12 protein-coding genes and 1 pseudogene are annotated in these 12525 nt (G+C 62.6%); 7 read left to right on the forward strand and 6 right to left on the reverse strand.

Features of this window, described 5'->3' with window-relative positions; genetic code table 11:
- The first annotated feature begins 222 nt into the window (after nucleotides 1-222).
- The gene (locus RB548_RS16080; protein WP_331372248.1) at nucleotides 223-975 is read left to right on the forward strand and encodes a gamma-glutamyl-gamma-aminobutyrate hydrolase family protein; all 753 of its coding nucleotides are present in this window, start codon (nucleotides 223-225) and stop codon (nucleotides 973-975) included.
- A 114-nt stretch (nucleotides 976-1089) separates the two neighbouring features.
- On the opposite strand, the gene RB548_RS16085 is transcribed toward RB548_RS16080, so the two are convergent.
- The 3 genes from RB548_RS16085 to RB548_RS16095 all read right to left on the reverse strand — a co-directional run bounded on the left by RB548_RS16085 (nucleotide 1090) and on the right by RB548_RS16095 (nucleotide 3702).
- On the reverse strand, nucleotides 1090-2055 hold the full coding sequence (locus RB548_RS16085; protein ID WP_331372249.1) for a 2-hydroxyacid dehydrogenase: 966 nt from the start codon (nucleotides 2053-2055) through the stop codon (nucleotides 1090-1092).
- 24 nt (nucleotides 2056-2079) lie between these two features.
- Entirely contained in the window at nucleotides 2080-3102 is a 1023-nt protein-coding gene (locus RB548_RS16090) for a LacI family DNA-binding transcriptional regulator (RefSeq protein ID WP_283961279.1), read from the reverse strand.
- Between the two features lie 102 nt (nucleotides 3103-3204).
- Nucleotides 3205-3702, reverse strand: a complete 498-nt coding sequence (locus RB548_RS16095; protein WP_331372250.1) for a MarR family winged helix-turn-helix transcriptional regulator — start codon at nucleotides 3700-3702, stop codon at nucleotides 3205-3207.
- 112 nt (nucleotides 3703-3814) lie between these two features.
- On the opposite strand from RB548_RS16095, the gene RB548_RS16100 reads away from it, so the two are divergent.
- From RB548_RS16100 to RB548_RS16110, 3 genes are all read left to right on the forward strand, one after another.
- Nucleotides 3815-4606 carry a creatininase family protein gene (locus tag RB548_RS16100; RefSeq protein ID WP_331372251.1) on the forward strand — a complete coding sequence of 264 codons (792 nt, stop codon included), beginning with the start codon at nucleotides 3815-3817 and terminating at the stop codon, nucleotides 4604-4606.
- 137 nt (nucleotides 4607-4743) lie between these two features.
- Complete coding sequence (locus tag RB548_RS16105) at nucleotides 4744-5835, forward strand: CobW family GTP-binding protein (protein WP_331372252.1); 1092 nt, start codon at nucleotides 4744-4746, stop codon at nucleotides 5833-5835.
- A 43-nt stretch (nucleotides 5836-5878) separates the two neighbouring features.
- A complete protein-coding gene (locus RB548_RS16110; RefSeq protein ID WP_331372253.1) occupies nucleotides 5879-6868 on the forward strand; it encodes a WD40 repeat domain-containing protein in 990 nt (329 codons plus the stop codon).
- Nucleotides 6869-7072: 204 nt separating this feature from the next.
- Here the strand turns inward: RB548_RS16110 and RB548_RS16115 are convergent.
- A pseudogene (locus RB548_RS16115) lies at nucleotides 7073-7509 on the reverse strand (glyoxalase superfamily protein).
- A gap of 346 nt (nucleotides 7510-7855) precedes the next feature.
- Between RB548_RS16115 and RB548_RS16120 the strand changes: the two are divergent.
- Both RB548_RS16120 and RB548_RS16125 read left to right on the forward strand, forming a co-directional pair.
- Complete coding sequence (locus tag RB548_RS16120) at nucleotides 7856-8491, forward strand: LysE family translocator (protein WP_331372254.1); 636 nt, start codon at nucleotides 7856-7858, stop codon at nucleotides 8489-8491.
- A 22-nt stretch (nucleotides 8492-8513) separates the two neighbouring features.
- Nucleotides 8514-8924, forward strand: coding sequence for a VOC family protein (locus RB548_RS16125; protein WP_331372255.1), 411 nt, complete (start codon nucleotides 8514-8516; stop codon nucleotides 8922-8924).
- A 101-nt stretch (nucleotides 8925-9025) separates the two neighbouring features.
- Here the strand turns inward: RB548_RS16125 and RB548_RS16130 are convergent, their stop codons facing one another.
- On the reverse strand, nucleotides 9026-9616 hold the full coding sequence (locus RB548_RS16130; RefSeq protein ID WP_331372256.1) for a GNAT family N-acetyltransferase: 591 nt from the start codon (nucleotides 9614-9616) through the stop codon (nucleotides 9026-9028).
- A gap of 90 nt (nucleotides 9617-9706) precedes the next feature.
- Nucleotides 9707-10840 (reverse strand): ornithine/lysine decarboxylase, encoded by a 1134-nt coding sequence (odc2, locus tag RB548_RS16135; protein WP_331372257.1) that lies wholly within the window; start codon nucleotides 10838-10840, stop codon nucleotides 9707-9709.
- Between the two features lie 701 nt (nucleotides 10841-11541).
- Here odc2 and RB548_RS16140 point away from each other — a divergent pair.
- Entirely contained in the window at nucleotides 11542-12432 is an 891-nt protein-coding gene (locus RB548_RS16140) for a LysR family transcriptional regulator (RefSeq protein ID WP_331372258.1), read from the forward strand.
- Nucleotides 12433-12525 lie beyond the last annotated feature (93 nt).

Consider the following 12525-nt stretch of genomic DNA (forward strand, 5'->3'; position numbering starts at 1 on the left):
TATCCTACAGCGCCGCGCGTCTTATCAGACGCGCAAAGGTCGCTGTAGCACTTTGAATTGCTGCATGTCTTTGTCCTTAAATCGAGGTCGATTTAAGGAGACATGCAGCAGCCTGCCAGATGTGCCCAGTCGCCAGCGGCGGATCGTCGACAGCGATTCTCGATAGTTGACTTTAACCGAGATCTGACTGCAAGGCTTTCCGAACAGAAACGGAGTTTGATGATGTCGAAACCTGTCGTTGCGATCCCTTGCGATTTTCGCGAATTCGACGGCAATGTCTGGCAAGTTGCCGCCCATCAATATGTGCGCGCGGCCGTCGAAGGCGCCGGCGTCATGCCGTTTCTCATTCCAGCACTCGAAACCGGCAACGACATCGACGAGATTCTCGACCGTGTGGATGGCGTTCTCGCCAGCGGGGCACGCTCCAATGTGCACCCTTCGCTCTACGGAAGGCAAGCGACGGATGCGGACGGTCCGTTCGATCCGGGCCGCGACGCCACAAGCCTGCCGCTGATCCGCCGTGCGCTTGATCGCGGCATTCCGCTGCTCGCGATCTGCCGCGGCATTCAGGAGCTGAATGTGGCGCTGGGCGGTACGCTCGCGACCGAAATTCAGGACCAGCCCGGCATCTGGGATCATCGCAAGCCCGACGTTCCCGAACTCGACGTTGCCTACGGGATTCGCCAGGACGTGATCGTCGAGGAAGGAAGCTGCCTGGCGCCCGTTCTCGGTGCCGGTCGCATCAGGGTCAACTCGCTGCACCGGCAGGCAATCGCCGCGACCGCGCCGCGCCTTGCCGTCGAAGCGGTAGCCGACGACGGCACGATCGAGGCGGTGTCGGTTATCGGCGCCAAGGCCTTCGCCGTCGGCGTGCAATGGCACCCCGAATACTGGGTGAGGACGGACGTGCCTTCGGCCTCGCTTTTCAAGGCTTTCGGGGATGCGGTGCGCGCCTATAGAGAGGCGAAGGCCTGATCTCGTCTTCCGGATCATTTCATTGTTTCGTTGAAACAATAAAATGACCTAATTCTTTGAGCCCACGCAATTCCGGGCGGAAAACCGTTGCACACTTTTCCTGGAATTGCTCTGTCAACCCTTGCGCCGGAAGGGCGTTTCAACGACCGGTGTAAGCGCCTCTCCCGTCGAAAACCAGGCCTTCAGATTGTCGACGACGAGATCGGACATCGCATTGCGGGTCGCCACGGAAGCGGAGGCGACATGCGGCAGAAGCGACACGTTCGGAAGCGTCAGCAGTGCCTCCGGTACATGCGGCTCCTTCTCGAAAACATCGAGCCCAGTTCCGGCGATGATGCCATTCTGAAGCGCGGCAACGAGCGCTGCCTCATCCACGGTCGAGCCGCGGCCGACATTGATCAGCACACCATCCGGCCCGAGCGCGGCCAGAATGTCGGCGTTGACGGCTTTCAGGGTGCTCGGGGTGCCCGGCACGATCACGATCATCGTGTCGACGGCTTCAGCAAGCCCCTTGAGGCTCGAATGATAGGCATAGGCAAGCCCCTCGCGCGGCGTGCGCGTGTGGTATGCGATCGGAACAGCGAAAGCTTCCAATCTCCTGGCGATCGCAAGGCCGATCCGCCCCAGGCCGAAAAGCCCGATCTTGCGCCCCCTGAGCGAGAGCGGCGAAAGTGGAAACGCCCCCTCCCGCACCCAGCGGCCCTGCCGTAGCCATTGCTCGGCCTGCGGCAGGCGGCGCAGCGTGTTGAGCAGCAGGCCGATCGCGGTGTCGGCAACTTCCTCCGTCAGGACATCGGGCGTATTGGTGACGACAACCCCTCGCGCCGCCGCGCGCGCAACATCGACACCATCATAGCCAACGCCGAAATTGGCGATGATCTCGATACGGGGGAATGCATCCATCAAGTCCATCGGCAGGCGCCCGGACACCGCTACGCCGACGACATCCGTCATATCTGGCGTCACCAACGCCGCATCGGCGCGCTCGATGCGCACCGTCTCGAACATCTCCGGGAGCCGGTCGAGAATGCGCTGGTTGATCTTGCCGGGCACAAGAATTCTAGGACGGTCCTCGGACATCGTCATTCCTTTCGGAAGATGCTCTCAGGCGGTCACGCGGAGTGGGCCGGTCGACTGGCGAATGCGCATCTCGGGCTTTATCAGATGAATCCCGTCCGGTTCGTGGCTGCCGGAAAGCTTGTCGAGAAGCGCCCGCGCCGCGCTGCGGCCGACGTCGGCCTGGCCGTTCCAGACTGTCGTCAGCGCCGGGGTCGCGATCGAGGCTTCCTCGAGGTCGTCATAGCCGGTGACCGAAATGTCGACGCCCGGCACAAGCCCGGCGCGGGCGATGCCGTTCATCATGCCGATTGCCACCAGATCGTTCCAGCAGACGACTGCCGTCGGTTTTTGCGGCAGCGACAAGAGATGCACGGCCGCCTCGAAACCGCCCTGCTTGGAGCGCGGTCCGGGAATGCGTAAGTCGGGGTCGACCTCGATATTCGCCTTGCGCAGCGCATTCACATAGCCCTGGTAGCGATCGCGGCCGGTCGAGGTCTGGTCGGTGCCGCCGACCATTGCAATGCAGCGGTGGCCAAGGCCGATAAGGTGATTGGTCGCAAGCGAAATGCCATAGGCGTCGTCGCCGCGGAAAATCGGCACGTCGAGTCCCTCGATCGACCGGGCAATCAGGATCGCCGGCATGCCGTTGTCCTCGGCAAGCTGGATATCCTCCGGCGGGGTGCCGATCGCCGGCGACATGATCACGCCGTCGCCGCCAAGCTGCAGCAGCGTCTCGATAAAGTCGCGCTGCTTCTCGACGGAATCGTAGTGATTGGAGAGGATGAAGGTCTGTTTGTCGCGATCGAGTTCCGCCTCGATCGCCTTGAGGATTTCACCGTAAAACGGGTTCATGATGTCGTGCACGACGACGCCGATGATGCCGGACCGCGATGTCCTCAAGCTCGCGGCGCGGCGATTGTAGATGTAGCCGAGCGCGCGTGCCTGCTCCTTGATCTTGTCGCGGGTGACGGTCGCCACCAGTGGGCTGTCACGCAATGCCAGGGATACTGTCGCCGTCGAAAGGCCGAGTGTTTCCGCGATTGTCGAAAGCTTGACCTTTTGCGCCACTATGTTCCCCCTGATACACCGATCTCGTCAGCCCGTTTTAAATCTTCTTTAAACTGTTTAAATGATCGCCGCAATCGGGAAGTGTCACCGCAGGGGCACGGATCAATCGGGCGCCCTTGCCGCCTGCAGGTTGCTGTCGACCGCCCTGAGCAGTTTCAGGAGGGTGCGCACCTGCTTGTCGGTCAAACCGCGCGTGGCGAGCTTTTCGGAATGCTGACCGGCCTCCGCAATCGTCTGCAGCCGTTCGCGCCCCGGCACCGTCAGATAGACCTTGGTCAGCCTCGCATCTTCCTCGTCCGGCCGGCGTTCGAGGAAGCCTTGCGCCTCCATGCGCCCGATGGTGCGCGTCATCGTCGGCGCCTTGACGCCAAGTCTTGCAGCGAGCGCGCCTGCCGTCAGGCCATCGGTCTCGGCCAGCGCGAGCATGACGCCGTCCTGCCCCGCATAGAGGCCGCTTTCGAGCAGATTGCGGGAAAGCACGGTGCGCATCGAGCGCGCCGCCTGTACAAGAACCGAAGCAAGATCGTGCGGCTCGACAGCAAGCTCGTCCCTCTTCTTGCTGTTCTTGCCCTTCTTTTCGGCCTTGCTCTTCTTGCCCATTGGACCTCCCGCCGAATCCCGTACACTCTGTTATAGCAATACAGCTTGTGATTACGAACTGTATGACTCAAATAACAATTTTACGACACTCGGGACGGAGAACCGAAGAGAAATGTCGATGCCCGAGCCTAACTGGAACGATAATCCCGCCGATCTCGCACCTTCCGAGCGGCGGCAGTGGATCGCGGTGCTGCCGCTCGGCGCGCATGAGCAGCATGGACCGCATCTTCCCTTCGAAACCGATCGGCTGATTGCCGAGGGCATCGTCCGGCGTGTCACGGCCGCGCGGCCCGCGGACCTCCCCGTAACGTTCCTGCCGGTCGAGCCCGTCGGCTATTCGATCGAACATATGGACGTGTCCGGCACGCGCACGCTCGCCTTTGACGAAGCGATCGGCCGTTGGCTCGGGATCGCCGAAAATCTCCATCGTCTCGGCATCCGCAAATTCGTCATGCTGAACGCCCATGGCGGCAACTCGCCGCTGATGACGATCGTCGCGACCGAGGCGCGGGTGCGTTTCGGCATGCTCGCGGTCGCGACGAGCTGGACGCGTTTCGGGCAGCCGGAGGGCTGGATCAGCGCCGAGGACAAGGCACTCGACATCCATGGCGGCGACATCGAGACGTCGGTGATGCTGGCGCTCCACCCCGAGAAGGTGGACATGACGCGGGCCATGCGGTTTCCCTCCCGCCAGAGCGACTTCATCGCCCGGTTCAAGCATCTGCGCGCCTATGGCCCGCATGCGTTCGGTTGGAAAATGTCCGACCTCAACCGGCAAGGTGTCGCGGGCGATGCCCGCGCCGCGACCGCCGCGCGCGGTGAGATTCTTCTCGCCCACGCGGTGAAAGGCATCATCGAACTGCTCGAGGACGTGAAAGCCTTCGACGTCGACGAACTTTCCTGACCGCTTTCGGCTCGGCGGATGGCGGACCGGATCCGGGCAGTGAATTCGCCTGCCGCCATTTGCGCATCGTCGCTTCATCTCCTATATGAGGACGCGACATAGATGCCCGCGGTGCATCGCCAATCCTCGAGGCTCCCATGACCGAAACATCCACGCAGAAGCCGATCCCCGTCACCGTGCTCACGGGTTATCTCGGTGCCGGCAAGACGACGCTCCTCAACCGCATTCTCAGCGAAAACCACGGCCGCAAATACGCGGTTATCGTCAACGAGTTCGGCGAGATCGGCATCGACAACGACCTGATCGTCGAGTCCGACGAGGAAATCTACGAGATGAACAATGGCTGCGTCTGCTGCACCGTGCGCGGCGACCTGATCCGTGTCGTCGAGGGACTGATGCGCCGGCCGGGCCGTTTCGATGCGATCATCGTCGAGACCACCGGCCTTGCCGATCCGGTGCCGGTTGCGCAGACGTTCTTCATGGACGACGACGTGCGCGCCAAGACCGAGCTCGATGCCGTGGTCGCACTGGTCGATGCCAAGCACCTGCCGCTGCGCCTCAAGGACAGCCGCGAAGCCGAGGACCAGATCGCCTTCGCCGATGTCGTGCTCCTGAACAAGACCGATCTCGTGACGCCGGAAGAGCTGGAGCGGATCGAGGCAACGGTGCGCGTCATCAATCCGTCCGCTCGCATCTACCGCACGCAGCGCTCCGAGATCGACCTGACGAAGGTGCTCGACCAGGGTGCATTCAATCTCGAAAAGGCGCTCGAAAACGATCCGCACTTCCTCGATCAGGATGAGCACGACGATCATGTCTGCGGTCCCGATTGCGATCACGACCACCACCATCATCACGACCATCATGACCACGACCATGGTCACGATCACCACCATCACCACGACCGTGGGCCGTCACCCATCCATGACGTGACCGTGCAGTCGATCTCACTGCGCGGCGGCGAGATGAACCCCGACCGCTTCTTCCCGTGGATCCAGAAGATCACCCAGACCGATGGTCCGAATATCTTGCGGCTGAAGGGCATCATTGCTTTCGCCGGGGATGCCGAGCGTTACGTGGTCCAGGGCGTGCACATGATCATCGAGGGCGACCACCAGCGCGCCTGGAAGGACGGCGAGAAGCGCGAGACCCGGCTCGTCTTCATCGGCCGTGATCTCGACCGCGAGAAGCTCGAGCGCACCTTCAAGGCCTGCGAGGTCCAGGCATGATCACCGACAAGATCATGCTGAAACAAGAGAGCCTGGCCAACTGATGCCGACAGTCGCTCCGCTCGACCTCGAAGGCCACGTCGTCGGCGTGGCCTTCCTCAAGGACACACCCTTCTTCGCCGAAGCCTCCGGCACCGTCCATCACCTCGATCACGGTCACAAGACCATTGAAGCCCATGATGGCCTGCTCTCGCTCGACCATGACGAGGCGAGCGACAGCCTGCTGACCGGCGGCGAGGACGGCAAGGTGATGCGCATCTCCGCCGACGGCAGCATGAGCCTCGTCGCAGAAGCGCCGCGCAAATGGATATCGCAGGTCGCGGCCGGCCCTCAGGGCGCGGTCGCCTACGCCTATGGCAAGACGACCCATGTTCGCCTGGCGGACGGCACGACAAAGGACTTTCCCGAAGAGCGCACCGTCGAGGGCATAGCCTTCGCCCCCAAGGGCCTGCGTATCGCCGTTGCCCGCTACAATGGCGTGTCCATGCATTGGGTGGCGATCGCCGGCCAGCCGGCCGATCTCGAATGGAAGGGCGCCCATACCGGCGTCACCTTTTCCCCGGACGGCCGTTTCGTCGTCACCTCCATGCAGGAAAACGCGCTGCATGGATGGAAGCTCGATGCTAAAGCGGGGGCCGAAGCGCGCCACATGCGCATGACCGGCTATCCGGCCAAAGTGAAGTCGCTGTCCTGGTCGGCCAAGGGCAAGTGGCTCGCCTCTTCCGGCGCACCGGCGGCGATCGTCTGGCCGTTCCAGGGTAAGGACGGACCGATGGGCAAGGCCCCGCTGGAGCTCGGCACGCGCGGCAACATCATGGTGACGACCGTCGCCTGCCATCCGGCCGAAGACATCGTCGCCATCGGCTACGAGGACGGCATGATCCTCGCGGCCCGCTTCGCCGACAGCAAGGAAGTGCTGCTGCGCCGACCCGGCAAGGGTGCGATCACCGCCATGGCCTGGAGCAAGAACGGCCGCCAGCTCGCCTTCGGGTCGGCGGCCGGCGATTGCGGCGTCGTGGATCTTGCTGGGTAGCGGTCTGCACCTCCCCGGTCCGAATGGACAACCTCCTGAAAGCTCACATCTAGCCCTCTCCCCGCTTGCCGGGAGAGGGGACGCGCAACCACGGTTCGCCCTGATTGATGAACGCAGCGCCACGAGTCCCTTCTCCCCGCCTGCGGGGAGAAGGTGGCGGCAGCCGGATGAGGGGCAAGCCGCAATCCGCTTCACCACCACACCTCACCATTCAAGTTCCAGATGCGGCCGGTCTTTTCGACCGTCCGTCCGGTCTCGTCTATCGTGGCCGTCACCCGCTGGCGAAAGGCCGAAAAGCTATCGAACGTGACGACGTCGACCGGCTCATCGAACTTGAACGTCAGGCGATAGCGCCTTGGCTCGGCGCCTATCGCATGAACCGAGAGGATTTCCGCCGCGAAAGCCTGGCCGAGATAGTGGCCCTTCACCCGCGATCCCAGCATCCATGGATTGAACGGCGGGCGGTTGCCGGCGGTGGCGTGAAGCGTATTCCAGTCGCGGTAGCCGTATTGGGCGGCGACGAGTTCGAGCGATTTGGAGTGGCTGATCGCCTCGCCCTCGGACGCGAGCCGGGAGCGCAGGCGCCTCGCCTGGTCCTTCAGCGCATCGAGTGCGGGAAGCGTCGGTTTCTCATGCGTCATGACAGGGTCTCCTGTTGCGGCATGCAATTTCAGGATGGGTGCCCGCATTGCCATCGGTTCGCATGCCGTTTCGGCTTGACCGTGTCGAAAAGAGGGACTTCACCAAAGCTTGAAGCTCGCGGACGGCTGGGGCCCTCACCCTCCGCCTGCTTATGCGAGGCCGTCGGAGCTGTCAAACGAAGAAGCATCGGCGGCGCCGCGAGGCCCTTCTCCCCCCACCTGCGGGAAGAAGGTGCCGGCAGCGGAAAGCCAATTGGCCCAGCAACGGCCTTCCCGTACATGACGGGCCGACGCTTGCGCGCGCGTCGAAGCTGTGGGAGGAGTTATCCTATCGAGGGAGGGCACCATGAGCGATGTCACCATTCTTGCATTCGCACTCGTCGCTTTCATCGGCATCGCGACTCCGGGTCCGACCGTGCTTCTCGCGCTTACCAATGGCTCGCGCTATGGCGTGAAACGGGCGACGGCAGGCATGATCGGCGCCGTCCTGTCGGATTTCGTGCTGATCGGTGCCGTGGCGCTCGGCCTCGGCGCGCTCCTGGCTGCGTCTGAGTTCTGGTTCACGGTCGTCAAATGGCTGGGTGCAGCCTATCTCGCTTTCCTGGGCATCATGCTGCTGCGCTCGCGCGGCACGCTGGAAATTGCCGCCGACAGCAAGAGCCCAGCCGGCGCCGCCACGGCACGCACGATCTTCCTCAAGAGTTTCCTCGTCGCGGTCACCAATCCCAAAGGCTATCTGTTTTTCTCCGCCTTCCTGCCGCAATTCATCGTGCCGGCCTTGCCGCAGACGCCGCAATATACCGTCCTGGCCCTCGTGTTCGCATCGATCGACCTGATGGTGATGTTCGGCTACGCCCTGGTCGGTTCGCAGGCGGTCCGTTTCCTCAAACGTTCCGGAGCGATCTGGCTCGATCGGCTGTGCGGTGGCGCCCTGTTGGCGCTGGCAGGATCGCTCGCACTCTATCGACGGGCCGCCAACTGACACGGGGAAGCGAGGACAACGCATGATCGGGTACACGATGGTCGGAACGACGGATCTGAGGCGGGCCGAGCGATTCTACGATCCGCTGATGGCCCTGATCGGCCAGGAGCGCTGCTATTGCGACGAACAGGTTGCCTCCTGGGGCCGGCGGGATGACGACAGGGCTCCGCGCTTCTTCGCGTGTTACCCTTTCGACGGCAACAAAGCCTCGATCGGCAACGGAACGATGACGGCCTTTCTCGTTGAACGCGCGGACGTTATCGAGCGGATGTTCGAAATCGCCCTTGAACAGGGCGGTCGGAGCGAAGGGACACCCGGCTTCCGCCCGCAGTATGGCGATGGCTTTTACGCAGCCTACGTGCGTGATCCGGACGGAAACAAGCTTGCCTTCGTTTGTTACGACGCGAAGAAGCCGCTCACGCCCGACGCGTGAGAGCCGCTCGAACAAGCCCTCTCGAAAACGCTACAGCGCTCCCGCCGACGCGGCAGGAGCGCTGTTTGTTATCCGCCTCCGCAGGGTTGGAGACGGCGAAGTTACGCGGCGCGCTTGAGCGGCGGCAGGGCCAGCTTGCGGCCGCTCGCCACCAGCATTCCGGCGGCGCCATCGAGCCAGCCGCCCCTGAGCTCGAGCGCCAGGAAACGGTTGCGCTCGAACGGTCCCGGCATGACGAGATGCTGTGCCCGCTCGGCGAAGAAGCCGAACCGCTCGTAGTAGGCAGCGTCGCCGACGAGCAGAATCGCCCCGTGGCCGCGACTCTTGGCCTCCTGAATTGCCGCACGCATCAGCATGCCGCCGATGCCCCTGCCCTCATGCGCCGGGTCGACGGCAAGCGGGCCGAGAAGAAGCGCCGGCACGCCATGGCCCTCCGGGTCGACACCCGCCTCGACATTCCAGAGGCGCACCGTGCCGATCACGTGACCGTCCTCGTCACGCGCGACAAGGGCAAGGCCCTCGGCCGGTACGCGGCCGCGACGCAGCTTTTCCGACGACTTGCGCCGGCGATCCGGACCCATGGCACGGTCGAGCAGGTTTTCACGCGCGACGACATCGCCGGGGTTTTCGGAGTCGATCACAAAGGTGGACGGCGCGAAGAACGCGCGCATGGCATCAACAACAGCGGCCATCGGGGCCTCCCGTCATCAAAACCGCTTCAGGCGGACCGGATATGAATTGTGAAATCGCCGCTCCCGCAGTTGGCGCGGGAGCAGGCAGGATCAGATCACATAGGCCTTCAGCGGCTCGAAGCCGTTAAAGGCGACGGCCGAGTAGGTCGTCGTGTAGGCGCCCGTGCCTTCGATCAGAACCTCGTCGCCGATCGTCAGCGAGATCGGCAGCGGATACATGTTCTTCTCGTAGAGCACGTCGGCCGAGTCGCAGGTCGGGCCGGCAAGCACGCAGGGCTCCATCGCATCGCCGTCACGCGCGGTGCGGATCGGGTAGCGGATCGCCTCGTCCATCGTTTCGGCGAGACCGCCGAACTTGCCGATGTCGAGGAAGACCCAGCGGTGGTTGTCGTTGTCCGACTTCTTCGAGACGAGCACGACTTCCGCCTTGATCACGCCCGCATTGCCGACCATGCCGCGACCCGGCTCGATGATCGTCTCCGGGATGTTGTTGCCGAAGTGCTTCTTCAGCGCCCCGAAGATCGCCTGGCCGTAAGCTTCCGCCGACGGAACGTCCCTCAGGTACTTTGTCGGGAAGCCACCGCCCATGTTGACCATCTTGAGCTCGATGCCCTGCTTGGCGAGCTGCACGAAGACGCGCTTGGCATCGGCAAGTGCCGAATCCCAGGCATCGAGCTTCGTCATCTGCGAGCCGACGTGGAACGACACGCCGTAGGAGACGAGGCCGAGCTGATGCGCGTAGACGAGCACGTCGACCGCCATCTGCGGTACGCAGCCGAACTTGCGCGACAGCGGCCATTCCGCGCCTTCGCCATCCGTCAGGACGCGGCAGAAGACGCGGGCGCCGGGAGCGGCACGCGCGACCTTCTCGACTTCCTCATGGCTGTCGACCGCGAAAAGGGACACGCCCAGCGCATAAGCACGGGCAATATCGCGCTCCTTCTTGATGGTGTTGCCAAAAGAAATGCGTTGGGCGGTCGCACCGGCATCAAGCGCCATTTCGATTTCGGCGACGGACGCGCAATCGAAGTTGGAACCGAGACCGGCGAGAAGGCGCAGGATTTCCGGCGCCGGGTTGGCCTTGACGGCATAATAGATCGAGCTGTCGGGCAGCGCGTGGCGGAAGGCCCTGAAATTGTCGCGCACGACGTCGAGGTCGACAACGAGGCACGGGCCTTCGGGTCGTCGGGTGTTCAGGAAGTCGATGATGCGTGCAGTGGTCATAGCCATATTCCCCAGATCCATTAGACTCCACAACTGTGGAGGACAAAGGGCGTACGCGCGCTTGCACTGGAACCAGCCGGTGGAGACCCCGGAACCATGCATGCGCTCGATGCGCGAAACGGTGAATCGAAGCCCGCCAAGGCTAAGATTCGTCTTTGTCTGCCATGGATTGGAGGGGATATCCCAACCGCACTTCCGGCAATGAAGGTGTGCCTCTTCAGTAACCCCGGCTGTTGGAAAGCCGGCAGACACCAGAAAGGCCCGCACCGTCGTTGCTTCAAGATGTCCTCGCATTTCCCGGTTGGCCGGAATAGCGACTGGAGGGGTTAGTTCCAGGTACCTTACCGATTTCCTCACCTTATTCGAGGGTCGGCGGACACCCACAGGCACGTGCGACTTTGGGCAAGCGGTAGGTAAGAAAAAACATTGTCGTAATCAAGAGTTTTTTGCGTTCCGCGGTTGAAATTTTTCCGAAGCCGACGACATTGTCGTTGTTCACATTCACTGAACAATCGAGCCAGCCGGGAAGAATGCGCCAAATCTTTGAAATCTATTGGATTTGCTCCGAGCACATGAGGTGACGGCGCTAAGAGGCGGCGCATCGGATCGAGCACGTGCGACACGGCGTTATTCACGATCCTTCGACAGGCGAACAATTGCGGCCGAATCAGCACGGCGAACAGACGAAAGAAAGTTAGCCCATGGACACCTTGACCCGTATCCGTGCCTTCATCGACGTCGTGGACGCGGAAGGCTTTTCAGCCGCCGCCCGGCGCATCGGAAAATCCAAGGCGCTTCTGTCGAAATATGTGCGTGAACTGGAAGACGAGCTCGGCGCCCTCCTGCTCAACCGCACGACCCGGCAGTTCTCGCTGACCGAAGCCGGCCACACCTATTATCGCACGGCCTCGGAGATCCTGAAGGAGATCGACAACCTCGCCGATCTCGTGCGCGCCAACAATTCCGACCTGCGTGGCCGGCTGCGCATCACCGTGCCGCGGACATTCGTGGATGCCGATATCGGCCAGTCGCTGATCGACTTCGGCAAGCTGCATCCCGAATTGTCGCTCGAAATCGTCTCTGACGACCGCTTCATCGACCTAGTGGAAGAAGGTTTCGACGTGGCGATCCGCATCACGCGGCTCGAGGATTCGACGCTGATCGCGCGCAAGCTCGATGACTTCCAGGTGCTGCTCTGCGCCTCGCCGGACTTCGTGGAGAAGGTCGGCCCGCTCAAGCATCCGACCGAGCTTTCGAAAATCTCCTGCATTCTCGACACCAACGGCCGATCCTATTCGAACTGGCGCTTCGTCGAGGCGGATGGTTCTCCCTTCACGGTCCCGGTCGGCGGACCGATCGAAGTCAACAGTCCGCTTGCGTCTGCGCGCGCCGCCGTGACCGGTCTCGGGATTGCCCCGGTGCCGGATTTCATCGCCCGGCCGAAGATCCAGTCCGGTGAGTTGGTGACGTTGTTCGATGACTTTCTGCCCAAGGACCGCGGCATCTACGCGATCTACCCGCATCGGCGCTATCTGCCGGCCAAGGTGCGCACCTTCGTCGATTTCCTTCACGGCTGGTTCCGCTCGCGGTGACTGCGCAGGGCGACGCGCCGTCAAGTCCCAATTCCGTCCCATTTGCAGTACATTTCGAAGACGATTCGTGCGGCTGACGCCGAAAAAGGATTC

It is taken from the genome of Sinorhizobium chiapasense (assembly GCF_036488675.1).
Classification (GTDB): domain Bacteria; phylum Pseudomonadota; class Alphaproteobacteria; order Rhizobiales; family Rhizobiaceae; genus Sinorhizobium; species Sinorhizobium chiapasense.